Below are 23833 nucleotides of genomic sequence, written 5' to 3'. Positions count from 1 at the left end.
GTGACACATGTGCTAACACGTAGATATCGAATAATTATATGAAATTGATACCTTATTCTAATTAAGTGTAGTTGTTTTAAGAAAAGAAGAGAGATGAAATCATTCAGTTAAACGCCAGACTGCCGGTTGCGATCAATAATGGAAGAAAAGCAATGAGAATGTTGTATACACCGGAGCGTGATGACAGCTTAATCAATATCGGTGACGAAAAAAACGTAACGATTAAATATTGAACAACATAAATTGCAGGACAAAATGCAACGATAAAAATGTGGCTTACGATATGAATCCCCGCACACCACGAGTTCGGTTTTGTTCTGATATACAGCAAAAAAAACACGAGCAAGCTAATAATAAAATACATAAACACAGCACTTGAAAATAATTATCATTTTCAATCATATGTAAATATTCCCTTACTTTCAATGGTGTTTGAGCTATTAATGTCATCGTTATTATCAATCAACACAATAAGTAAAATTATCAGTAATTCCAGTCCTAAACGTTTGCGTAATCGCTAACCTTCTCTTAACCTTGATTTGAGGCTTTTATCACGGTTTTTCCATTGATATAGTGCGTCCATACAACAAAAAAAGACCATTCGAGGCATGGAGCTTCCTCATTAATCTCAAGATGAGAAGAATTGGTACCGACAAAATTCGGCAGATTTTAAGAGGGTCAAAAAATGGACATGAATATGGTTGAGATTTTAGGTTATGCAGCTTCAATCATGGTCGCTATTTCGCTAACTATGAAAGATATTGTTAAGCTTCGTATCCTTAACTTTATTGGTTGTGCGCTATTTACTGCTTACGGACTAATGATTGATTCTTGGCCTGTAGTACTAACTAACGGTTTTATAGCTTGCGTTAACATCTACTTCCTAGCAAAAATGCAGCAGGAAAAAAAAAGCCTAGAGCCTGAGAAAGCGCAATAGCATTCAAACAATAAAAGCCCGCAAATCATAAGATTGCGGGCTTTTGCTTTTAACATTCCCTTTCTATCACAGCATCCTTAAACGAGCGCTAACGAACCCAGCTAAGTGCTAATGTTTCTCGACGAGAAAACATGTCCACATGCGATGAAATGATCGCCTTAACCGTATTCAGTTTCTCTTCTGAATCCGCCTCACAGGTTATAGTTAAGCTAGATGCACAAAGGTTAAACTCCGCTTTTCCCGTCGGAAATGTCACCAAACCGCTATTTTCATTCCAAGTAGCAGGAACTTTTCGTCCAAAATGCCGACAAAGCGTCACTAAGTATTTGTCAGCGTGTTCGCTATCTATTCGGGTGCTTTCTTTAATCATGAACTTACTCGTTACTTTGAAACGTCCTATGAAGAACCTTGTTAGAATTGATAAGCTGCAGAGAGCTTGAAGTTGCGACCCGGCTCGTAGTCATCAAGCGTGAAGCCACGTGCAGTACCCGAACGAGACGCATGAGAGCTGTACAACTCGTCAAATACATTATCAATACCAAAGGTCACCGACAGTCCATCAATATCAGACGGCACCCATTGAGCGTATAGATTATGCACATCATAACTTGCTTTCTTTGGCTGACCATCAAAGACGTTGTCTTCCTCTAGAACAAACATTGAGTTCCACCCGAAGATCGTTTCTAAAGCGTCTGACTGGTAATCCAAAGTTAGAGCAATGCTATCACCCATATCAATGCTACGCCCATTGCCCCCAGCAACAGGACCACCAGTATTCTTGTTTTTGGTGTCCGACTTAGAGTAAGAAAGTTTGCTGTTAAACTTGTCGTAACCATAAGAAGCACTTGCCTCAAAGCCTTTAATCTCAACATCACCTAAGTTGTAAATCAGGTAAGTTTGAGTCGCGTTTTGGTACTGATCTGCAATGTAATCATCAATTTCCGTTTGGAATACCGTAATATTCGCCCCAAAGAAATGCTTATCAAAGGTTTTATCAAAACGAACACCACCCTGCGTGTTCAATCCCGTTTCTGGCTTTAACCCATCCTCTAAAAATGCAACGTCTTGGTAAGCAATAAAGGTTTCCATTAGCTCTGGACCTTTAAATAGAGAACGTGCACTCGCAAACAACGTCCAATCTTGAGTCACCGCCCACTCTGCTGCTAGAGCCCAAGTCACATCATCATAATTACTGGTTCCTGTCTCAGCTTTGCGTTTGTAATCATCAAAGCGCATACCTGCGGTAATAAAGAAGGCATCAGAGAAGAAGAACTGATCTTCTACAAACAGTGCGGTTGAAATCGCCGATTCGTCCATAAACTTACGACTACCGTAGTAACTCGAAGACGTTTTATCCATGTAGTCGAAGCCATAAGTGACTCGATTATCAAACTCACCTAACATAACATCTGACTGGAATTTGCCATTCAAACCAAAGTTTTGGTTTTTGGCGGTGTTCTTTGATAAACGGTTCGAGGGCCAACGAGGGGCCATCACCGTTTCGTCACGTTTAATTTCTGTCTCGGTATTATAAAGAGTGACGTTTCCTTGGTGTTGTTCGCCTCGCAACTCGTAACTCAAAGTAACGGTATCGCGGTCATAATCCGTAGGGATAAGTAACTTGCTCGACAGGCTATTATTTGCACTACCAGACATATCAGGACGCGGACTGTAATCTCCACTGTCTCGGTACATGTCATAAGAGAGCTCAAAACGATGGATGTCATTTAGTTCATACCCCAGCTTAGCCAGAATGTTGTAAACATCACCTGCAGCACCATAGGTTTTATTGCCATCACCATCTTCAAAATCATCACGCGTAACGTAATGGCCATAGACCATCGCATCAATGTTTTCGGACAAAAGTCCGTACAGTGTCAACGAACCTTGTTGGTTGTCGTTGGATGCATAGCCGCCATAAACACGCGCACCAAACTTTTCATCGTAACGAAGTAAGTCACGAGCGTCTTTCGTTTCAAAGTAGACCGAACCGCCTAACCCGTTTTGAGTCACAGAGTTATTACCTACCTTAATGTCCGCAGATTTGAGAATGTCAGGGTTCAACGTCAAGTTACCAATATGATGGAACATGCTCGCATGCTGAGAAGCACCGTCAAGACGAATGTCCAAATCGGTTTCGCTCAAACCACGAATCGTAATACGTTGATTCACAGAGTGTGTGCCACCAACATCCACACCGGGAATATCGCGCAGTAAATCAGACATGTGATCCGCTTGCTTCAGTGACATGTCGTCCGCAAACATCGACTCAGTGTTGCTGGAAACTTTCGTTCCCCATACAACGACCTCTTCAAAATGTGACTCAGTATCTTGAGCTAAAACAGGGGTTGATAGCGCCATTCCCACTGCAAGGCAAAGGCTTGAAAGCTTGATAGGTGAACAAGCAGGGCTTTCCATAACTTAATTCCTAAATATTAATGATAATAATTCTCAGGTATAATAAGCATGAGTTTTATAAATACAAAGGCGATTTGGTTATGCGAAATCGCACAAGTGTTATGAGGAAGTGTCAAATGCAGGAAGTCACAACAAAACGAACTAAAATTGCCAAGATAGCTTTAACCCAAAGACTAGAGGCGACAGAGAAACAATGGATTGTCACGCAAGGCCAACCTTATCAAACTCAACTGGCCGAAGGTAAGTTCCTATCATATCAGTACAATGATCAAATTTTTGTTCATGGCGGGCGTTGTCTAGAACTTATTGATTCGAATATTGTTTCTACTGCACACGCCTCACTGCTGGTCACTATTCTTTTAGAAGGTAGACTCTCGTTTGGCTACGACGATTTGCAATTTGATTTAGACGCGAGCGACGGCCCTAAGGGTGTAGTGGTGAACTTACTCAAACCTGCAAATTTTCGTCGTTCACTGCTCAAAGATAACCTCATTAATAAGATCAACATATTGGTTAAGCCCCAATGGCTAGAGGCCCGCCTTGAGCAAAATTGTAGTCATCGAGCCTTTTTTAACTCTCATCAGGCGTTTCAACAGTTGGAGCTTAACCAGACGCTATGCGAGCTGGCTGAAACGTTAACAAATAGAGAAACACCGCAAGAGTTCCAAGAGAAGCTAGAGGTCGAAAGCTTGATCTATCAAATATTACATCAAGCCACCAAGCAAATTCCTAAGAATTTCAGTGCTAAAAACAGCAGTATTGAACGACACATTGATGGTCGGATTGAGGATATTGTCAGCTATATTGAAACTCACCTTGATCAAGAACTACGCTTGGAAAAGTTGGCGAGCCAATTCTCAATGAGTGTTTCAAACCTGCAGCGCCGATTTAAACAATCACTTAATATGACCATAAACGGCTACATTCGTTTTCGACGTCTTGAGATTGCTAGGCAACATTTGGAACGTGGCCTAGTGACGATAACAGAAGCCGCCTATGAAGCCGGATACCACCACCCTTCTAACTTCACTTATGCCTTCAAAAAGGCATTTGGTGTGCCACCACATGAAGTGATTAAAGAGTAAGGTAACTGACTGTTATTTAGAAGTGTCTTATCCACAACATCGGTATATACTCGCCTTAAACGTTATGGAGGTTAAACATGAATATTGGTGCTGTCGCGAAGCTCACAGGGCTTTCATCTAAGTCGATTCGATTATATGAAGACAAAGGGATCATATCTCCACCAGCGCGTAGCGACTCTGGCTATCGCGAATATTCAGATAATCATATTCAAGAGCTTAACTTGGTATCACGCGCAAAAAGCGCAGGCTTTTCATTGCAAGAATGCAAAGAGTTCGTACAACTTGCTCATAACCCCAACCGCAAAAGTAGCGAAGTAAAAGCAAGAACCATGGACAAACTGAGAGAGGTTGAAGAAAAAATTGCACACCTCATGGAGATCAAAACACAACTTGAAGGTTGGGTTTCTTCTTGTCCTGGAGATGCAGAGAGCCGATGCCCGATCATAGACGAGCTCACCAAGTAAGCCCGCCTATCTATTGATCTCGTTAAAAACGAACTAGCTCGCTTAATGATAGGTACACATGCGCTTACCGTTTAACTCTATGATGTTAAATGGCGTTTCATAGATGTCCTCTAGCGTAGATGCTTGAATAACCTCTTCAACCGCACCACTCGCCACAACCTTGCCTTTCTTAAGCGCCAATATGACATCTGAGTAACACGCCGCGAAATTAATATCATGAATCACGACCACCATGGCTTTATTCATGTCATGGGCTAACTGCTGTACAACTTTCATGATCTGAAGAGAGTGTTTGATATCTAAGTTATTAAGAGGTTCATCAAGAAAGACATAATCTGTATCTTGTGCAATCACCATAGCAATAAATGCAAGCTGTCGCTGACCACCACTTAATTCATCCAAGTATTTGTCTTGAATATCTTGCAAATCTAAGTAGTCGATCGCTTGTTCTATGACCTCATGATCTTCTTTAGTCAGATTTCCTTTAGAGTATGGGAAACGACCAAAAGAGACTAACTCTTTTACGGTAAACCGCATTGTAATCGAGTTAGCTTGGCGAAGTACTGCCAGTTTTTTCGCTAGCTCTTTTGTGTCCCATTCCGCGATTTCCTTGCAATCAATGATAACACTACCGCCATCTCGCTCCGTTAAGCGCGAGGCCATAGATAACAGCGTGCTCTTTCCCGCGCCATTTGGACCGATAATCGATGTTACCTTGCCCTTTTCAAACTGAGTATTGGCCTCGTCTACGACTTTGTTTGAACCAAAAGCCTTCGTTAATTTGTCTATTACTATCATATTTATACAACTTTGTTTTTCAGCAGCAGGTATAAGAAATACGCACCGCCGATAAAGTTAATTACGACACTCAACGTCGTCTCAAAACTGAACACGTTTTCAATTATCCATTGCCCAGCAAGTAGTGAACTGATGGATAGAAACGAACATCCGACCAATAGCGTTTTATGTTGGTAACTTAGGAACATTTCTCGGCTTAAGTTGGTCACTAGTAAACCAAAGAACATGATTGGCCCTACCAAAGCCGTAGAAATAGCAATCAAAACCGCCGAGATAATAAACACATTTCTCGTCACTTTAGGTACATCAACACCCAAGCTTTTCGCATTGTCTTGGTCGAGCCAAAACACATCTAAAGTGCGATGCATCCTAAACAACAACCAACATGCAAACATCAAAGCCGGAGCACTAAAGTAAACCAAGTTCACTTTGACATTATTGAAACTGGCGTACAGTTTCGACTGAACAATTGCATATGTGTTTGGGTCCATCAGCAAAGAAAAGAATGACGCCGCATTGGAAAATAGCTGACCAAAGATCAAGCCGACCAATAGCAACGTAATCAAGTTCTTGCTTCCTTTTGAAAAGTAAAACCCAAACAGCAGTAGCGAAAACGACACCATTACAATTACTGCAATCGCGAAATTGACGTACAAGTTAAGAACTAAGGTACTCAACCCACCAAAAATCAACACGATCAAAATTTGGGTTAACACATACAGCGCATCAAAACCCATGATACTTGGCGTTAAAATTCGGTTGTGCGTAATGGTTTGAAATACAAGTGAAGACTGAGCAATGGCCACACCCGCTAGCACTATCGCCAATACTTTAGGAACTCTACGAGACAAAAAATATTGGTAGTTGTCAGCCGTTAGCCCAATACCAATAAACAAACACGCGAAAAGAATCGCAATGCCACCTAGCAGCAGGATTTTCGTTGAATCACGCATGTTGCTTACCTCGCAACAACATAGCGATGAATACCATGCCACCCAATATGCTAATCACGATAGAGATTGGCATTTCATGAGGGAAAATAATTAAACGACTCACCAAGTCGCAACACAACACTAAAATGGCCCCATACATGGCCGTAAGCGGAATGTTCTTTTTGAGGTTATCGCCATAAAAGTGACTCACGAGATTCGGTACAATCAGCCCTAAGAATGGCAACTGGCCAACAATCATCACGACACTTGCTGACATGATGGATACCAATAGCACGCCAATCGTCACAACCTGCTGATAATTTAAACCCAAGTTTATCGCGAAATCTTTTCCGATACCTACGGCAGAGATCCTTGCGGCAAAAAGATAGCTGAGGATAACCATTGGTACCGCGATGTACAGCAGTTCAAAATCACCACGCAAGATGTTGGCGAAGTTTGCTACTGTCCAAGCATTCAGACTTTGAAGTGCATCATATTTGTAAGCGATAAACGTAGTCATGGATTGGATGACATTGCCGAAAATAATCCCGACAAGAGGCACAAAAACCACGCTCTTAAATTGAATGCGCTGAATAAAGAAAACAAACGCTAGCGTCCCAAATACCGAGATGCCGAATACGAGCCAAAGGTGATTGTCGTTACCAAAGAAAACCACGCTCAGTACGTAGCCCAGCATGGCACATTCGATCGTACCAGTTGTAGAAGGTGCAGCAAATCGGTTCTGGCTGATTTGCTGCATGACAAGACCCGCAATACTCAAGCCAGCACCAGCAAGCAGTATGGCAAATAAACGTGGTATACGGCTGGTAAAGAAAAGCTCTAATGCTTTCTCATCACCTGAAAAGAGTTGTTGGGGCGTCATGTTTGCCACCCCAACAAATAACGAAACCGTGCTTAAAACCACAAGGGTTAGCAATAACTTCTTCAAAGTTAACCTCTGCTATCTTGGATTACAGTTCAACGGTTTGCTTTATCTCACTGACCATTTTTTCTGTTGCTGTCACACCAGACATCGACAAATACCACGCGTCCACATCTAAATAAGTGATTTTGTGATTTTTATATGCTGCGGTCGCTTTGACTAAGTCGTTATCCATGGATTTACGAATATCGTTATCCGGCGTACCTGTCAGAGAATTTCGGTCAACCACGAGAATATTTTTCGGGTTAGCTTCACGAATAAACTCATAAGAAATGACATCTCCGTGAGTGCCCGTTTTCACGTGCTCAACCGTTTCCAAGAAGCCAAAGTCGTTATAAATGACGCCAAATCGCGACTGGGCACCAAACGCGCTGATGTTGTCACCCATGCTCAAAATCGTTAGTGCATCATTTTTGTTCGATTGGTTGTAGTCACGGATTGCTTTGAATTGAGCATCTAGCGCTTCAATTTTCTGCTCTACTTTTTCTTCGATATTGAAGATCTTACCAATATTGCGCCATTGCGCTTGCGTGCCTTCCCAATAGCCTTGGTTCTCTTTCGCCGCAAAAACAACTGTAGGGGCAATTTCACTCAGCTCTTCATATTTCGCAGACGCTCGCGGACCAACCAAAATCAAATCCGGTTTTTGCATGTAGATGGTTTCAAAATCAGGTTCAAACAAACTACCCGCAGAGGTGTAGTTATCTTTGCTGTATTTTGAAAGGTAACTAGGAAGATTAGACGAGTTAGATACTGCAACAGGATCGATACCAAAGTTGTCCAGCGCATCTAGCGGGCCAAAGCCAATCACAACCACACGCTCTGGGGATTGTTCTAGCTCTGTTTGACCCATGTAGTGGTCAATCACAACTTTAGCAGCGAAAGAAGGAGAAACAGTAAATAACGACAGCATAGCCGCACCGACGAATTTTTTCATTTTGTTAAGCCTTAATGAGATCTATTATCATACGCGTTCGCAATATAACGCTACTCTTTAATGCATTCAACAAAATTTAAGGTACTTTACATTAGTTACGTTTACTCAAGACTTAGATATATCAAAGACTTATAAAACCCATCAGTTTCAATACCTGGGCGTATCATTCATGCGCTTCAATAAACGCTTTGAGTGCCAGCTCATCAATAATCTCCAAACCGTTGTCCGTTTTTGTAATCAATCCCTTTTCAATCAAGTCCTTAACTGCACGTCGATAGACTCGGCCTGAGGTGCCAAACCGCTCAGCCTCTTGGTTCACTTTATCAAAGCCACCAAGGAGCTTATCCGTCTGATTACGGACGAGAAGATCATAGGCAATGTTGTAAGTAATGGGATGCAACAAACGACTAGTGTAGATATCCATGGAGTCTTGATAATCCTCAGCCAATGCTGAAGCGAAGAACACCATCATTTGGGGATAATTTTGCAGTGCTTCGGTTAGTTTTTGGATACAGATAACATCAACCTGCATATGTTCATCTGCTATCACATTCCATTGACAAGGAGTCCGAGTGAAGAACTCCATTTCACCATAAACATGATAGTCGCAGTTAGCTTCCCCTAATTGAAAACGTCGTCCATTTGCGGCCAATATGTTCATCGAGACTCGACCTACTGGCACAACATACAAGTACTGAAGTTGCTCACCTTGGCGGAGAATTGCTTCCCCAGCATCAAAGTAACGCGAATTTATTTGGCATTGATAAATCAAATCGCGAAAGGTGGCACTCTTTTCTTCAAGGTATGTTTTGAAGCGACCAGTCGGATAAGGGCTGATTTTCATTTTCTGCTCTCTCAGAAAAAGTTACGGACAACTATTTAAGGTGGATTGTACCCCGTAACTCCAAATAAAAAAGCGACAGTGACCTGTCGCTTTACATCTATTCTGTTTATGTGACTTACTGAGATAAAGACTGGCTAACGCTGAGCAACCAAGGCTTCTAATGCCGTAATCGCGGCGCTCTTCTCACCTTGCATCATTACTTTGGCTTCATCAACGTACTGACCAACACCTTCTTTCACATCTTGTTGATACAGCACCACGTTGTTTAATATCGAAGCCACATGAAGGCCTCGTAGTCGACCGACCGTAAACAGCGCAGAGGTTTCCATATCGGCACCTAAGATGCCTTTTTTGTTCCAATGTTGGCATATTGCATCTTCGTCATCGGTATAGAAACTGTCGTGAGAACGCACCACACCAAAATGATAATGCACTTTTTGCATCGACAAGTAACGCTCAACTTCCTTTAACAGTGAAAAGCTTGCGTAGGCTGGATAAGACGAATCGACATACGCTTTAGAGCCGCCCTCATCTCTTACCGCGCCTTCGGCAATGATCAACTCGCCAAGATGAATGCCTGATTGCATTGCCCCCGCCGATCCAACGCGTACCACATGAGTCACACCGCACTGTTTTAGCTCTTCCACTGCGATGATCATCGATGGCGCACCTATACCTGTACTACATACTGAAACAGGCTTGCCTTTGTAGTTGCCGGTAAACACACGGTACTCGCGGTTTTCCGACACCATTTCTGCATCATCAAATAATGCCGCGATACGATTCGCTCGATCTGGCTCGCCGCATACAATAACGAAGGGAGCGATTTGTGTTTCATCCACTCCGATATGAGGTTGTTTGGCCATTCTTCGTTCCTTACGCAGCAGCGTGCGCTAAGGTTTTATCGCCATTGCGCTTAGCGCTACGAGCCCATTCACGCGTGCCATTGGCAGCGATGAACATAAGAATCGCGTACTGAACAGACATTGCGTAAACACCTTGCGTCGCGTAGATACCCACACTGATAATGTTAATCACGACCCATAGAATCCAGTTTTCGACGTATTTACGTGTCATCAGAATTTGTGCAACAACAGAAAGTACTGTCATGGTTGCATCCCAGAACGGAAACGCGTCAGGTTCAAGCACCGGTTCAGCCAAGCCAGCACCAAAGAGATTCAAGCTATCAACAGCAATATTTGCTAGCGCAAAGAAAAATGGGTCGATATAGATCGTTAATAATGCGATACATGCAACGCTAATAGAGGCAGTAGTAATAAGTTTCTGTTTATTTAACCAGCGAACCTCCAGCGTTTCACCTTGTGCATTTGGACGAGTCCACGCATACCAGCCGTAAATGTTCGCACAGAAGAAAAACAATTGAAGAAGCAATAATCCGTATAACTGAATTTGAAAAAAGATAACGGCAAAAAGCGTGACATTCAGCAAACCGAATAAGTAGTTGATGGTTTTTTCTTGGCTGGCAAACCAAATGCAAAGCAGTCCAAAAACTGTACCGAAAGCTTCGATCCAACTCATTGCGTAGCCGTCGCCGATCGGAATGTTAACGAGAGTATTATTAATATCGAGTAAGGCAAAGAGGTCCATAACATGTCCTTTATTATTTTGTTTGGAATACGCTTATATTAGAGCGTGATCCCCAACAAAAAGGAGGACATTTGTCCTCCTCTTGATGCACTCGATCATAATTCAGTTCAATGTTTACTTGAAAGCAATAAATGATGCTATTGAACGATGTTGGAAATAGACGTGCCTATGAATCCAAGCCTAGATAGCGTTTTTTGAATGCAGAAGCTGATGCAAATAAAGCTGACGCCAAAAGTGTAATAATAAAGCCAATTGCGTACTCAAATGCTTCATTAACCAGTAGCTGATAGCAGCTCACAAAAAAAATCAATACAACTGTAATAACATTAACTCGGTGAAACCAAGGGTGTTTTACAGATAACTTAGCGTAACCTTTTGATAACATTTAACTAATCCGCCAGACAACAATTAATAGTTTTATTTATAATCAACGACGATAGTAAGGCTTTATCGTATAAAGAGAAACGACTTTTTTAATTTTTTAGCTCAACATCACACGTCATTCAGTGACGTTTGACTTTAACCTCTTGACGCTTTTCCGTTCCACTAGAGTCGGTTCTAATTGTACGACCTGTGCCTCTGTTGACTTTTCATCCAACTTTCGGACAAGAGTCTCAACGGCAGCCTGCCCCAAACGGTACTTAGGCTGATGAATGGTAGTTAGCGATGGCGACATAAATTTCGCGATATGGATGTCATCGTAACCAATAATGGACAGGTCGTCCGGCACTTTAATATCGAGCTCATTTGCGGCGTTAATCACCCCCATCGCCATCATATCGTTAGAGACGAAAATCGAGCTAGGTAATGCGCCACGCTGAGCCATTTTTTTGAACGCTTGATACCCACCCTCACATTCGAAGTCAGACTCAATGATCCAATTGGCATTAAATTCCAAGCCAGATTCGTTCATTGCTCGCTTATAACCTTCGTATCGCATTTGCGCTTGGTGTTTAATCAAAGGGCCTGTGATGCACCCAATTTCGGTATGGCCGCAATCAATTAAGTATTTCGCCGCTAAGTAACCGCCACGAAGTGAGTTGTCTTGGATTTTATCGCTTGTAAATAGCATCGGCCCCCAGTCCATTACCACAACTGGGATATCTGGGTAACGCTCAAATACATCGATACGCTCTCCTTCTAGCGACGAGCACATCAAGATCAAACCATCGACACGCTTTTGCAATAGCGTATTAATGGATTGACGCATACGTTCGTTATCACCCTCGGTGTTACATAAAATGAGGCTGTAGCCTTTTTGGTAGCAGCTGCGTTCGACGCCTTTTACGACTTCGCCAAAGAATGGGTTGGTTGAGGTTGTCACGAGCATACCAATGGTTTTGGTACGATTAACTTTGAGGCTACGCGCCAACGCAGAGGGCGCGTAGTAGTTAAGCTCTTTTGCGGCATTGTTAACGCGTTCAGAGATCTCTTCGCTCACAAAACGCGTCTTGTTAATAACATGGCTCACTGTTGAAGTGGAAACCCCTGCCAGTTTTGCGATGTCTTTCATCGTCGCCATGTTACTACTCCTATTTTAATGAGGCGTTGTGCGCCTTATTGTTCCGCGAGAAACGCGTCCACCTCTTCGCGGGTTGGAATCGACGTTTGCGCGCCAAAGCGGGTCACAGAAATTGCAGCCGCCGCATGTGCAAACTTAATCGCTGATTCTAAAGGTAAATCTTCTAGGAGACCAGTGACGAATGCCCCATTAAATGTATCGCCCGCAGCGGTAGTATCCGTCGCTTCAACGCGGAAACCCGAGATGATTTCGCCTCGACCGTTTTGGCTTAGCCAAACGCCTTTTGCACCGAGTGTGATCATGACAATTTCTATACCTTTACCATGTAGCACATTCGCCGCTTCTTGCGCGCTTTCGTTGTCTGTTACAGTAATACCTGTCAGAACTTCAGCTTCCGTTTCATTTGGCGTAATCACGTCAATGTAAGACAGTAATTCATCTGACAATTCACGAGCTGGCGCAGGATTCAAAATGACATTGGTTTTGGCATCTTTCGCTACACGCGCAGCTTTCTCAATGCCGCACATCGGCGTTTCCAATTGCATTAGCAAGTAATCTGCTTGGCGAATACGCTCTAAATCTGGCTCAATCGCTTCTGCTGTCAGTTTGGCGTTCGCTTCAGCTGAAATGCAAATGCTGTTCTCACCACTGTCCGACACTTGAATCATCGCGATACCTGTCGGGCAATTTGGCTGCATCTTCACACCAGTGATATCGATGCCGTCCATTTTGAAGTTTTCGCGAATGTTAATGCCGAATGAGTCGTCGCCCACACAAGCGATAAAACCGATGTCTGCATTTAATCGCGCCGCCGCGACGGCTTGGTTGGCACCTTTGCCACCTGGGATAACTTGATAGTTGCGACCATGCAGCGTCTCGCCTGGGCGAGGGAAAGAAGGCACTTGAAGAACATGGTCAGCGTTTACACTACCTAACACCACTAACTTATTCATACGGTTATCCTCGGTTCTGAATGAACCCTTTTAAAAAACTGTTTAGGAAAATACATTAGATGACTTTAACTTCTCTTCCTGATGAAGGAGTCTCGATAAAAAGCCAAAGGCATCTATACCCCACACTTTGCAGTATTTTGGGTAAGTTTGCCCTCACCTCCTAAACGACAGATATAAACGGAGGAGAGAGCAAAAATTAGGATGATTTATTGGAACTTGAAACTTACTTAGTGACTACTTTTAGTGGTACTGGGATGTACTCTTCTACTTCTTCACCTTTCAAAACTTTGTCAGCCGTTTCAACACCTAAAGCACCGATAAGGTCTGGTTGCTGAGCAATAGTTGCCGCTAGTTTGCCACGGTTAACTGCTGCAATGCCGTCTTCCGTACCATCAAAACCAACGATAACGACATCTTTGCCAGAAGCTTGAACTGCACGAAGTGCACCTAGCGCCATTTCATCATTCTGTGCAAATACCGCTTGTACATCCGGGTTAGCCGCTAGCAGGTTTTCCATTACGTTTAGACCTTTTGTGCGGTCAAAGTCAGCCGGTTGGCTAGCAAGAAGATCCATATCGCTGCCCTTCACTGCATTCATAAAGCCTTCACCGCGCTCACGCGCTGCCGATGTGCCCGCAATACCTTCAAGTTGAATGACTTTTGCTTTTTCGCCGACTTTTTCCATGATGTAGTGGCCTGCCATTTCACCACCAATTACGTTGTCCGACGCGATGTGACTCACAACTTCACCACGGCTTGCACCACGGTCTAATGTCAACACAGGGATCTTAGAACGGTTCGCCATACGAATTGCATTAGACACTGCATCAGAATCCGTTGGGTTGATAAGAATTGCTTTTACGCCGCGAATACTTAAATCCTCGATGTTCGACAGTTCTTTACTCGGGTCATTTTGCGAGTCCAGTACAATTAAGTCGTACCCCAATTCTTTCGCTTTTGCTTCCGCACCGTCTTTCATCGTTACGAAGAACGGGTTGTTTAGCGTCGAAACCACAATCGCCATGGTATCTTGAGCTTGCGCCGCTACCGATACGGTTGAAGAAAGAAGTGCAGCAGAGATAAGAGTTGCAAGTTTTTTCATCGTTCTAGTCCTTTGTGTAGGGTGAGCCAGTACACGTCCCCTGACTCGGTTTGTATTCACTGTTTTATATATACAGATTGTTATGAATTACTTGTTTTTGTTGTCTACCAATACCGCCAGCAAGATAACCACTGCTTTTGCAATCATTTGGTAGTAGGAAGAAACATCAAGTAGGTTAAGTGCATTGTTCAAGAAACCGATGATCAGCGCACCAATCAAGGTACCCATGATACGACCTTTACCGCCCATCAAGCTGGTACCGCCAAGAACAACCGCTGCGATAGCGTCTAGCTCGTAGCCCATACCCGCTGTTGGCTGCGCCGAAGAAAGACGAGACGTTACAATAATGCCTGCAAGCGCTGCTAACATACCGCAGATGGCGTAGACACCAATCTTCACTCGGTCTACATTGATACCTGATAGGCGAGTCGCAGACTCATTGCCGCCTAGTGCGTAAACATAGCGACCAAAGCGCGTGTGGTTAAGTAAATACCAAGCCGCTGCAAACACAACCACCATTAACCAAACAGGAACCGGAATGCCTAGCGCGTAGCCAGTACCAAACCATGCGAACGCATCCGCGGTGTCAGTAAAGCCTGTCGAGATTGGTCGACCTTCGGTGTACACCATGGTCACACCACGTAGTAACGTCATGGTAACCAGCGTAGCGATAAATGCCTGCACCTTACCCTTCGCAATAATGATACCGCTGATCGCACCTAACGCTGCACCTGCGACTAAAGCAGTTGGAACCGCCACCAGCACCGGAACCTCAAGCGCAATCATGCTTGCCGCAAAGGCACCACACAATGCCAATACCGAACCAACACTTAAGTCGATGCCTGCTGTTAAAATAACTAATGTCATACCCACTGCGATAATGGCATTCACGGAGGTTTGACGAAGAATGTTGAGAATGTTGTCGACCGTAAAAAAGTTCGGGTTCAAAAATGACACAACAACGATCAGAAAGATCAAAGCTATCAGTGATTTTTGCTCAATCAGCCACTCTTTTGTGAACAACTTCTTGTTGCCAGTTTCGGTTGGTTTGCTCATGGTATTCGTACTCATGCTGCTTCCTCATTGATCTCTTTGCCTACGGCACAGGCGAGTAATTTTTCTTGATCGGCGTCTTTCGCATCAAATTCGCCAGTGATACGACCTTCATGCATCACTAAAATACGGTCGCTCATGCCGAGCACTTCAGGCATCTCGGAAGAAACCAAGATGATGCTCATGCCTTCGGCCTTAAACTTGTTGATGAGCTGATAAATCTCTTTTTTTGCTCCGACATCAACACCACGTGTCGGCTCATCCAGAATCAGAACTTTAGGCTTCGTCATTAACCCTTTCGCTATCGCAACTTTTTGCTGGTTACCACCAGATAAGTTGCCGATGATTTGATCTCGCGTTGGGGTTTTAATGTTGAATAACTTAATAAAATCTTCCACAGCAATCACTTCGTCGCTGTGTTGAATCTGGAAGCCTTTGGTCAGCTGGTTTAGCGAACAAAGTGACATGTTCTCCTTAACCGAAAGACCTAAAACCAAACCATCGCCTTTGCGATCTTCAGAGATGTAAGCGATACCATTTGCCAAACCATCTTGCGGGCTAACCGGGTTAATAGTTTTGTTATCAAGATTGATAACACCATGCTCACTAGGTAATGCGCCGTAAATGACTTTCATGAGTTCAGTGCGGCCTGCGCCCATCAAGCCAGAAATTCCAAGAATCTCACCACGCTTGAGAGTAAAGCTCACATCCTGAACGCCAGACCCAGTCAAACCAATGACTTCAAGACAAGTTTCGCCATGTTGGACATCAATACGTGGATATTGCTCTTCTAATTTTCGGCCAACCATCATTTCAATTAGGCCATCTTCATCAGTGTCGGACACCTTGCACTCACCGATAAACTTACCATCACGAAGCACGGTAATGTCGTCACAGATTTCAAAGATTTCTTTAAGACGATGCGAAATGTATACGATGCCGCATCCTTGCTCGCGGAGCTCATTAATCACTTTAAACAGTGATTCCGTTTCGGTATCGGTCAATGCGTCCGTTGGCTCATCCATAATGATGACTTTCGACTCAAACGAAAGTGCCTTTGCAATTTCCACCATTTGTTGTTCACCAAGGCTTAAATCGCCAAGCAATGTTTTTGATGAATGCTTTACATTGAGGCGTTTTAAAAGCTTGTCAGCTTCGTCATACATTTTGCTCCACTGGATACGCCCTAAGGATCCAGTGAACTCTCGTCCCAAGTAAATATTTTCGGCAATCGTCAGTTCAGGAATCAGGTTCAGCTCTTGGTGAATAATGCTAATACCAGCTTCCTGTGAATCGCGTGGACCTTTAAAGGCCGCCGGCTGACCTTGATATTGAATGCTCCCCGCATCCATGTGGTAAATGCCTGTCAACACCTTCATTAACGTTGACTTGCCTGCTCCATTTTCACCCATCAGCGCCATAACACGGCCTGGATAAACATTCAGGCTTGCTTTGTCGAGTGCTTTTACGCCCGGAAACGCCTTCTCAATTTCGCTTAGTTGTAGAATGGCTTGAGTCATAATCTGTCCTCAATATCTCTGGCTTAAAAAACCACGCCCGCTTGGAAAATAACGTTCGCATATGGCGAGCATTCGCCCGTTCTTACGATAGCGCGACTTTGGGCCGTGCGTGCTTTAAACGCTTCATGTGACACGTAGCTCACCTCAATAGATTTGCCCGTTTCTTCACTCTCTTTGCTCAGTTCGTTGAGCAACGCTTCATGCAAAACTGGGCTTGCATCAGAGAACTCTTCCGCAATGATGACCCCTTCGATTTGGGACTCAGATAGAATTACGCGAACAGTATCAAGAAAACTTGGTACCCCATGCGTTAGCGCCAAATCGATTCGCTGAACATGCTCTGGGATTGGTAGACCAGCATCACATATAGTGATCTCGTCGGTGTGGCCTAGCGTCGCCACCAAGTAAGAAATATCTGAGTTAATTAGGGTACTTTTTTTCATCTCATCGACCTTTCGGTTACACGTTCATACAACCATGAGCGCCTGTTTTAAAGTGTTTTGTTATTAACAGAAAACTCATCGAAACGTTTCGATGAAATAATAATTCGTCATCGCAATTTGACCAGTGTGAGATCGATAAGGTGTGAGAATGATCTGTAATTCAATTGTCATTGAATAGGAAAAGTGCACTTGAGTCACACTTTATCATCGAAACGTTTCGATGACAGTATTTCCCTGTCATTACAGTTAGGTTTTATACAGGGAGGGAAGAAAAGAGACGTCCAACTACTGAGAAAACCTCTAGTTAATAAGCTCGAAACCTTTCACGTCATCACAATTCTTAGATAGCTGCCTGATTTTGGAGAACGCTCACCTTACAATCTGGTTACAATTTGCCAAAACACATCATCCGTTCAGTACCTTACCTGGTACGCGACGTTTGTAGGGACACAAACGGAAACTAAGAACCATAATGAAGTTAAGCAATAGAGTCATTTTGCTTGTCGCGCCAGTGATCTTATTAAGCGCGTTAGTATCTAGCTATATTATTTATAGCATTCAAAAAGTGACGCTCATCAAGCGGGAAGACAGCTATATTCAGTTGCAGATGGAAAAGCTCGCCGGGCAGTTTCGACAAGCGAATATTTTTCTTAATAGCTATGCCTATACGCTCAGTAAAAGTGATGTATTACAAGACTATTTGGTAAATCATAACAACCCCTATCGTGAACGAGTCTTGTTTAACCGATTAGACGAGACCGCTGAAGTATTGAGCCATGGTTACAAAGGCGATGCGAGCATGGCGATCCTCGACGGCAAACAAAACCTTCTCTACTACACAGAAAACAAATATTACGAATCATCGGGCGTGGTCGACCCAAAGGTGTTAGAGTACATATCACGAAGTTTCAATGAGAGAGAGGCTTTCAGTCACACTGGCTTTATTTATAACTCCAGTGGACAAAGCATTCTTCTTCAATATGAGGTCGTCGACAAAAGAACGGGGACTCACCCTTTGAGCTTTGACTCGAAAAATGTGTTTTTTGTGGTAGTTTCCGTATCACTTGAAGCCTTTAACGAGATTAAGCATGAAATCGAGTTTGACACACACAGCGTGATTACTTTCGCCGACAAACCCATTTATCTTGATATTCCTCTCGCTCAAACCATTGAGCTGCTGCCGCACTTTTATGCCGTGCTTTCTCCTGCCGAATATTTAATGTGGAACAAAGTCGATAAAGTGTGGCTAGAACTTGCTTTCTCCTTTGGCGTAGCGGCGTTTTTCACCATCACATTAATCATTTTGGTGTTGTACCGCTATGTGTTGCGCCCTGTTTCTCGCCTTGATAAGCAGCTGAACGAACTTGAATCTAATCAACGTGACAATATTGAAAAGCTAGAAACAAACGATGAAATAGGACGCCTCTCTGCACGCTTTTTTGATATGTATGAGGAACTTAATGTCATCTATAAAAAGACAAAACGCCTAGCTGAAACGGATCACCTGACGCAACTCGCCAATCGCCATCGTTTTCATGAGCTTGCCACTCGTGAACTTATCTCCCCTTCGCAGTTTCTGTGGGTTGTTTACGTCGATCTTGATAACTTTAAATACGTGAATGATAAATACGGGCATGAATTGGGAGATAACTTATTAAAAGTGTTCTCATCACACATCAAGAATGCCTGTCAAAAGTTCTCGCACGATTACAACAGCCCCTGCTTTGCCGCCAGGTTATCTGGTGACGAATTTGCAATTTTGCTGAGCTCAAATCAAGAGGTAAAACGCTTGCCTGATTTGCTTGCATCAGAGCTGCTAAAACCGATTAGTAATCTCAGTTCATCTTGGAGTAATTCATTTCCCGTTACGGCAAGCGTAGGTATTGCACAATATCCTCAAGACGGTACTGACATCGCGAAGTTACTCTCCAGTGCCGATGCGGCTATGTATCAAGCAAAACGGGCAGGGAAAAATCAATACGCCTATTATTCAGCCGCTCTCAATATTGAGTCTCAAAGACGAAGTCAACTTGAACGTGCGCTCCGAAAAAGCAATGTAGAGGAAGAATTTCACCTTGTTTTTCAACCCTATATGAACAATCGAAGCAACGAAATTGAGGGGTTAGAAGTCTTGTTGCGCTGGGAAGCCGAAGGTATCGGCCCTATCCCTCCAAAGGAGTTTATTCCAATTGCAGAGCAAGCCGGATTATTTGATAAAATTGACCGCTGGGTTTTCGCCAATGCAACGGCGGAATACCATCAATTAAGGAATATTTTCGGTAAGGATATTGTTCTTTCGGTCAATCTTTCATCAGCAGAGCTAAACTCGATAGAAATGGCAAACTACATCCATGAACAAGCGACACTGCACAGTGTTAAACCAGAATGTATTGAGATAGAAATAACCGAAACCTTTGCCGCAGAACAACAAGGAACGGCTCTACTTGATGAGCTATCAAAACGTGGCTACCGTCTTGCAATTGATGACTTTGGTTCTGGTTACACATCGTTAACTCAGCTCGTTCAGTATCCGGTTCAAAAAATCAAATTTGATCGAGAGTTCCTCGTTACATTGATGAAGACCAACAACGGCCATGTGATCAAACCTATTATTGAGCTATGCCATGCCCAGAATAAAACGGTTACAGCAGAAGGTATTGAACACAATATGATGCATGAATGGCTATCGGCATACCGCTGCGACTATATGCAAGGCTATTTATTTGGCAAACCAATGACTAAAGAACAATTGAGCTTGTGGTGGCAATCGGCAAATGACGACAGTCGATTTGATGCGTCCATGGCCAGCTCAATTAGGGTTTCAAGAACATAAGTTAAGGGGAGACGTACAGCTGTCACAACTGTGGCGGCTGTATTTAGTTATATATGAGCTTCATTGATAGATGCTCAGCTTTTGTTCCCCCATACCTATATCTATGACTTTAGTCGAGTAAATCACTATTTATTCGTTTTTAAACCAGCACTTCCTTGAAATCCAAACCGGTCAAATTCAGCGCTTTGACGCTATCGTACAAGCCACCTTTTTTGTCCGTGCAAAACGTTCTGAGCCCAGCACCTTTTACTCTGAACAAGTCAGATTCATTAACGGCTTCCCTATTCAAAACGAGTTTCTTAAACGGTCTAGCACGACTTAGCTTACCATGACGAAGATTATACTCGGTAGCAGAGGTATCAATGGCATCAATTTGAGTGACAATGTTTAATGCTCGCCAAGGCTTTCCTTGTAGATTTAATGGTAAAAATTCGACATTCTCGCTCAACACATCGAGCTTATCCGCAATAGAAGCGGATACAGCAAGAGTAAAAGATCCCCATGCTGCAATATCAGGCCTGGGTAATGGCTTTTCACCCTTAACGTCTAACCATTCAATATCAATACTTTTCCAACTGGCTTTAACAGACTCTCCATAGAGTTGGATAGGTTTGCTTGCCGTTACTTGAAGAGACATTTCCAATGGCGACTCTCGCAACATTGCAAAATCATTAACATTGGGAGTGACAATAAACACTTTATTAAATGCTGTCATAACCGTCCTTAAATCAATTTGAGCGCTTTCAAACCAAACATAATAAATAGAGTTTACTTTCATGTTCAAAAATTTAATGAATTCAGATCTGGCGTTCTTATCTTTTAATTTCTAAGTTTTATTATTTATATATTTTAATCCACACGATAGAATTATTTTTTAAATTTTTACTATGTACCCTTCCTTATGTAATCGAATAAATTAGAGAATAAACAATAGCACGCATCACTTCACTTTTGTCGAGCTCATCACTCTCACTTAAACGATACATTCACAAGTTCAATTTTTGTACGACTTAGACTTGGCTTTGTCAATCGTGAATTAAAAACAACCGATTCACCGCTGTTTTACTGCCTTTTCTTACCACCCTGTTGTTTATTCATACATTATAAATGCACTTATACACATAACGATTCGGCGTTACGATTTGTTACGAGTTAAATCACAAACTTTTGAGGTATTGGATAAAGCGTAGAAAAAGAAAACACATTGAAATAAAAAGAGTTTCTAAAGTACGAAAAATAAAACGCCGTTTTTATAAATTAGCAACTTCACAAATATCCTTAAACACAGTTTTATTAATTACATATATCAGATATTATTTACGCCGAAGTTTATAGAAACCATCGTTAAACTTCATATTTTATATAAGTTTCAATTAGTTAGTTTTTAACTCGAAAACTTATCGTCAACCCAATATCAAGCACCTAAGCGTGCAATAAGAAACATTGGGAATAGAATTATATTGATGTGCATGTTGTTTTAACGAATGCATGAAGCAATCGGTAAATTTGTAACACCATAGAGTTTTATTTAGCCAAGATGAAAAAGTTAATTTTATTATTTACATGTGCGCTGTTGTCTGTCTCACCTTTTGCTTTTGCAAAACAATCAGATAACGAACTCAGGGATCATTTACGACCAAAGCAAGTTGAACATGTGTTTAAACAAGCCAAGCTAGATGGCATAGTAGACTTTAAGTTGTTCAGTGACGCTTACATCGCTTATCAGAAGACACCCGATAGAAAGAAGTCGGTACTAACGATCATCGACTATAGTAAACCATCAACTGAAAAGCGTTTTTATGTGGTTGATTTAGATAAAAAGAAGCTAATCTACAATACGTATGTTTCTCACGGCGTGAACAGCGGAAAGAAAACAGCGACACAGTTTTCAAATGTCGTGAACTCGCGAAAAACATCATTGGGCACTTTTTTGACTGATACCACTTACTACGGCTCAAATGGCTATTCACTTCGATTAGATGGGCTAAGCTCTGGATTAAACGACAAAGCTCGCGAGCGTTACATTGTCGTGCACGGTGCCGATTACGCAAACCCTTCCTTTATCAAGAAGAATGGATACCTCGGACGCAGTTGGGGTTGCCCTGCTTTACCAAAGAAGTTGTCTCGCGAGATCATTGACACTATAAAAGGCGGCAGCGTTATTTACGCAAGCGCGTAATACCGATGCGACACATATGGGGAAGAAAAAAGAAGATTCTATTTCTTCCCCAGTAATAATCCTGTTAGCTTAATCGTCCTTGTGCAACGACTCTCTTTCCATTTTCGCTTACTCGAAAGCGAAAACTATTGTGTTATTCGCTGATATACCTAAGTGCGATCAGAAAACTCTGTTCATCCCCCTTCCATCTCGTTAGTATACGCTGAGTTCATCAGACACTGGCTTTCGTCGTTATCATAGTTCCACTAAGATTCCTTAATCATGGTGGGTAACTGTGGCTTTATATGTTTAGGGTTACTTCTTGCGTTATCTACACCATATATTATTGATGCTTTCTTTGTCCCTGCTCTCAGGGCTCATCACAGCTTCATATGCGCATGAGTGGCACCACACCAAACATTACACTTCCGAGCGCCTACTTAAACTCTCTCAACAAGACGATTTTGAGCTAGCACACACTGATTTTCATGCCTCAGCTTCTCTGAGCTCTTGGGGTTCAGAAAGTTACTACCTACATATAAAGCGCGAGTTGTTCGGGCTTGTCTCCTGTCGCCGAACATCAGCTACTGATGGCGTTTTATCATCAGATTTTACTCCTGATTATTTTTTACTTATTGCTTTCTCTTCTCCACCACTACTGGAGTTGGCAAAACAAGCATCTCGCTTACCTCTAGACAGTTATGGCGGACTCATGAGTCAACGCTCTCTTTATCGCCTCTCAGGAAGAAAGGAAGCGAACTTAATGTACGTCTTTACTCATGGTCGCAACGCCTTCTCTGTTGTTTAACTTTTTATGACATACAGAGAACACGAAAATGTAACGATAAGAGCCAATATGCTCATTGTTACTAGAACCAATTTGAGGTCCATATAATGACAAGAATCGCTACAACAATCGCACTAGCATTACTATTTTCAGCGGGCTCAACCTTTGCAAACACAGAAACTAAGCCAGAAGAAATGAGTAACGACACTCTGTTAGAGTGTGCCAACGTTTCTAACGCACGTATTGCAGTTCCGGAACACAGAGCGATGTTCAGACACTACTTAATGTCTGAGAGAGACTACAGCTTTGACCAGCTATCGTCTGCCGAACTTGAATTTAAAGCAGCAGATAAGAATGAGTCTGAAGTAGAGAACATCTACAAGTCTCAGTGCAAAGAAGTTGGCGAATACTTATATAGCATTGGCTATTAAATTCGAAACCCTAACGACACTCAAAAAGAAAGGCGCAATGTATGCGCCTTTCTTTTTACTGATAA

The 23833-nt window shown here is 42.7% G+C and carries 23 protein-coding genes; 7 read left to right on the top strand and 16 right to left on the bottom strand.

Annotation, left to right across the window (positions count from 1 at the left end):
* The first annotated feature begins 685 nt into the window (after positions 1-685).
* Positions 686-937 carry a YgjV family protein gene (locus tag R7Q09_RS18475; RefSeq protein ID WP_005376619.1) on the top strand — a complete coding sequence of 84 codons (252 nt, stop codon included), beginning with the start codon at positions 686-688 and terminating at the stop codon, positions 935-937.
* 88 nt (positions 938-1025) lie between these two features.
* On the opposite strand, the gene R7Q09_RS18470 is transcribed toward R7Q09_RS18475, so the two are convergent.
* Positions 1026-1307, bottom strand: coding sequence for a DUF2218 domain-containing protein (locus R7Q09_RS18470; protein WP_005376622.1), 282 nt, complete (start codon positions 1305-1307; stop codon positions 1026-1028).
* Positions 1308-1348: 41 nt separating this feature from the next.
* Positions 1349-3355 carry a TonB-dependent siderophore receptor gene (locus R7Q09_RS18465; protein ID WP_176311500.1) on the bottom strand — a complete coding sequence of 669 codons (2007 nt, stop codon included), beginning with the start codon at positions 3353-3355 and terminating at the stop codon, positions 1349-1351.
* Between the two features lie 116 nt (positions 3356-3471).
* On the opposite strand from R7Q09_RS18465, the gene R7Q09_RS18460 reads away from it, so the two are divergent.
* Both R7Q09_RS18460 and cueR read left to right on the top strand, forming a co-directional pair.
* The gene (locus R7Q09_RS18460; protein WP_213972720.1) at positions 3472-4440 is read left to right on the top strand and encodes a helix-turn-helix domain-containing protein; all 969 of its coding nucleotides are present in this window, start codon (positions 3472-3474) and stop codon (positions 4438-4440) included.
* 77 nt (positions 4441-4517) lie between these two features.
* Positions 4518-4904: a Cu(I)-responsive transcriptional regulator gene (gene cueR, locus R7Q09_RS18455; RefSeq protein WP_005376627.1), complete on the top strand. Its 387-nt coding sequence runs from the start codon at positions 4518-4520 to the stop codon at positions 4902-4904.
* 42 nt (positions 4905-4946) lie between these two features.
* Here cueR and vctC read toward each other — a convergent pair whose 3' ends face one another.
* The 13 genes from vctC to rbsD form a co-directional block, all read right to left on the bottom strand.
* Positions 4947-5702: an iron chelate ABC transporter ATP-binding protein VctC gene (vctC, locus tag R7Q09_RS18450; RefSeq protein ID WP_017635379.1), complete on the bottom strand. Its 756-nt coding sequence runs from the start codon at positions 5700-5702 to the stop codon at positions 4947-4949.
* A gap of 2 nt (positions 5703-5704) precedes the next feature.
* Positions 5705-6655, bottom strand: a complete 951-nt coding sequence (gene vctG, locus R7Q09_RS18445; protein ID WP_213972719.1) for an iron chelate uptake ABC transporter permease subunit VctG — start codon at positions 6653-6655, stop codon at positions 5705-5707.
* Positions 6648-7583, bottom strand: a complete 936-nt coding sequence (gene vctD / locus R7Q09_RS18440) for an iron chelate uptake ABC transporter permease subunit VctD (protein ID WP_130546284.1) — start codon at positions 7581-7583, stop codon at positions 6648-6650. Before vctD ends, vctG begins: the two co-directional genes overlap by 8 nt.
* Positions 7584-7605: 22 nt before the next feature.
* Positions 7606-8514 (bottom strand): siderophore ABC transporter substrate-binding protein, encoded by a 909-nt coding sequence (locus tag R7Q09_RS18435; protein WP_005376635.1) that lies wholly within the window; start codon positions 8512-8514, stop codon positions 7606-7608.
* Positions 8515-8677: 163 nt separating this feature from the next.
* Complete coding sequence (locus R7Q09_RS18430) at positions 8678-9358, bottom strand: Crp/Fnr family transcriptional regulator (RefSeq protein WP_167416087.1); 681 nt, start codon at positions 9356-9358, stop codon at positions 8678-8680.
* A gap of 134 nt (positions 9359-9492) precedes the next feature.
* Positions 9493-10224 carry a nucleoside phosphorylase gene (locus R7Q09_RS18425; protein WP_137282702.1) on the bottom strand — a complete coding sequence of 244 codons (732 nt, stop codon included), beginning with the start codon at positions 10222-10224 and terminating at the stop codon, positions 9493-9495.
* 10 nt (positions 10225-10234) lie between these two features.
* Entirely contained in the window at positions 10235-10966 is a 732-nt protein-coding gene (pnuC, locus tag R7Q09_RS18420) for a nicotinamide riboside transporter PnuC (RefSeq protein WP_025767870.1), read from the bottom strand.
* 499 nt (positions 10967-11465) lie between these two features.
* Complete coding sequence (locus tag R7Q09_RS18415; protein ID WP_213972718.1) at positions 11466-12488, bottom strand: substrate-binding domain-containing protein; 1023 nt, start codon at positions 12486-12488, stop codon at positions 11466-11468.
* A gap of 35 nt (positions 12489-12523) precedes the next feature.
* Positions 12524-13441 carry a ribokinase gene (gene rbsK, locus R7Q09_RS18410; protein ID WP_149192074.1) on the bottom strand — a complete coding sequence of 306 codons (918 nt, stop codon included), beginning with the start codon at positions 13439-13441 and terminating at the stop codon, positions 12524-12526.
* A 223-nt stretch (positions 13442-13664) separates the two neighbouring features.
* Entirely contained in the window at positions 13665-14543 is an 879-nt protein-coding gene (rbsB, locus tag R7Q09_RS18405; RefSeq protein ID WP_005373143.1) for a ribose ABC transporter substrate-binding protein RbsB, read from the bottom strand.
* Positions 14544-14630: 87 nt separating this feature from the next.
* A complete protein-coding gene (gene rbsC, locus R7Q09_RS18400) occupies positions 14631-15614 on the bottom strand; it encodes a ribose ABC transporter permease (RefSeq protein WP_005382618.1) in 984 nt (327 codons plus the stop codon).
* Positions 15611-17116, bottom strand: a complete 1506-nt coding sequence (rbsA, locus tag R7Q09_RS18395) for a ribose ABC transporter ATP-binding protein RbsA (RefSeq protein WP_206954260.1) — start codon at positions 17114-17116, stop codon at positions 15611-15613. The genes rbsC and rbsA overlap by 4 nt, the downstream gene beginning before the upstream one ends.
* A gap of 23 nt (positions 17117-17139) precedes the next feature.
* Entirely contained in the window at positions 17140-17559 is a 420-nt protein-coding gene (rbsD, locus tag R7Q09_RS18390; RefSeq protein WP_005382620.1) for a D-ribose pyranase, read from the bottom strand.
* 472 nt (positions 17560-18031) lie between these two features.
* Here rbsD and R7Q09_RS18385 point away from each other — a divergent pair, with 472 nt between their 5' ends.
* Positions 18032-20392: an EAL domain-containing protein gene (locus R7Q09_RS18385; protein WP_167416090.1), complete on the top strand. Its 2361-nt coding sequence runs from the start codon at positions 18032-18034 to the stop codon at positions 20390-20392.
* Positions 20393-20531: 139 nt separating this feature from the next.
* Here R7Q09_RS18385 and R7Q09_RS18380 read toward each other — a convergent pair whose 3' ends face one another.
* Positions 20532-21107, bottom strand: coding sequence for an imm11 family protein (locus tag R7Q09_RS18380; protein WP_025767876.1), 576 nt, complete (start codon positions 21105-21107; stop codon positions 20532-20534).
* Positions 21108-21929: 822 nt separating this feature from the next.
* Here R7Q09_RS18380 and R7Q09_RS18375 point away from each other — a divergent pair.
* From R7Q09_RS18375 to R7Q09_RS18365, 3 genes are all read left to right on the top strand, one after another.
* Positions 21930-22571 carry a murein L,D-transpeptidase catalytic domain family protein gene (locus R7Q09_RS18375; protein WP_167416091.1) on the top strand — a complete coding sequence of 214 codons (642 nt, stop codon included), beginning with the start codon at positions 21930-21932 and terminating at the stop codon, positions 22569-22571.
* A gap of 328 nt (positions 22572-22899) precedes the next feature.
* Positions 22900-23358 carry a hypothetical protein gene (locus R7Q09_RS18370; protein ID WP_017633653.1) on the top strand — a complete coding sequence of 153 codons (459 nt, stop codon included), beginning with the start codon at positions 22900-22902 and terminating at the stop codon, positions 23356-23358.
* 86 nt (positions 23359-23444) lie between these two features.
* On the top strand, positions 23445-23768 hold the full coding sequence (locus tag R7Q09_RS18365) for a hypothetical protein (RefSeq protein WP_042522561.1): 324 nt from the start codon (positions 23445-23447) through the stop codon (positions 23766-23768).
* Positions 23769-23833 lie beyond the last annotated feature (65 nt).

It is taken from the genome of Vibrio sp. 2130-1 (assembly GCF_033339515.1).
This window is presented reverse-complemented; position numbering and strand designations above follow the sequence as displayed.

Coding starts and splice junctions, on each gene's coding strand:
- R7Q09_RS18475 (WP_005376619.1), top strand. CDS start 686: ATGGACATGAATATGGTTGAGATTTTAGGTTATGCAGCTTCAATCATG.
- R7Q09_RS18470 (WP_005376622.1), bottom strand. CDS start 1,307: ATGATTAAAGAAAGCACCCGAATAGATAGCGAACACGCTGACAAATAC.
- R7Q09_RS18465 (WP_176311500.1), bottom strand. CDS start 3,355: ATGGAAAGCCCTGCTTGTTCACCTATCAAGCTTTCAAGCCTTTGCCTT.
- R7Q09_RS18460 (WP_213972720.1), top strand. CDS start 3,472: ATGCAGGAAGTCACAACAAAACGAACTAAAATTGCCAAGATAGCTTTA.
- cueR (WP_005376627.1), top strand. CDS start 4,518: ATGAATATTGGTGCTGTCGCGAAGCTCACAGGGCTTTCATCTAAGTCG.
- vctC (WP_017635379.1), bottom strand. CDS start 5,702: ATGATAGTAATAGACAAATTAACGAAGGCTTTTGGTTCAAACAAAGTC.
- vctG (WP_213972719.1), bottom strand. CDS start 6,655: ATGCGTGATTCAACGAAAATCCTGCTGCTAGGTGGCATTGCGATTCTT.
- R7Q09_RS18435 (WP_005376635.1), bottom strand. CDS start 8,514: ATGAAAAAATTCGTCGGTGCGGCTATGCTGTCGTTATTTACTGTTTCT.
- R7Q09_RS18430 (WP_167416087.1), bottom strand. CDS start 9,358: ATGAAAATCAGCCCTTATCCGACTGGTCGCTTCAAAACATACCTTGAA.
- R7Q09_RS18425 (WP_137282702.1), bottom strand. CDS start 10,224: ATGGCCAAACAACCTCATATCGGAGTGGATGAAACACAAATCGCTCCC.
- pnuC (WP_025767870.1), bottom strand. CDS start 10,966: ATGGACCTCTTTGCCTTACTCGATATTAATAATACTCTCGTTAACATT.
- R7Q09_RS18415 (WP_213972718.1), bottom strand. CDS start 12,488: ATGGCGACGATGAAAGACATCGCAAAACTGGCAGGGGTTTCCACTTCA.
- rbsK (WP_149192074.1), bottom strand. CDS start 13,441: ATGAATAAGTTAGTGGTGTTAGGTAGTGTAAACGCTGACCATGTTCTT.
- rbsB (WP_005373143.1), bottom strand. CDS start 14,543: ATGAAAAAACTTGCAACTCTTATCTCTGCTGCACTTCTTTCTTCAACC.
- rbsC (WP_005382618.1), bottom strand. CDS start 15,614: ATGAGTACGAATACCATGAGCAAACCAACCGAAACTGGCAACAAGAAG.
- rbsA (WP_206954260.1), bottom strand. CDS start 17,116: ATGACTCAAGCCATTCTACAACTAAGCGAAATTGAGAAGGCGTTTCCG.
- rbsD (WP_005382620.1), bottom strand. CDS start 17,559: ATGAAAAAAAGTACCCTAATTAACTCAGATATTTCTTACTTGGTGGCG.
- R7Q09_RS18385 (WP_167416090.1), top strand. CDS start 18,032: ATGAAGTTAAGCAATAGAGTCATTTTGCTTGTCGCGCCAGTGATCTTA.
- R7Q09_RS18380 (WP_025767876.1), bottom strand. CDS start 21,107: ATGACAGCATTTAATAAAGTGTTTATTGTCACTCCCAATGTTAATGAT.
- R7Q09_RS18375 (WP_167416091.1), top strand. CDS start 21,930: ATGAAAAAGTTAATTTTATTATTTACATGTGCGCTGTTGTCTGTCTCA.
- R7Q09_RS18370 (WP_017633653.1), top strand. CDS start 22,900: ATGCTTTCTTTGTCCCTGCTCTCAGGGCTCATCACAGCTTCATATGCG.
- R7Q09_RS18365 (WP_042522561.1), top strand. CDS start 23,445: ATGACAAGAATCGCTACAACAATCGCACTAGCATTACTATTTTCAGCG.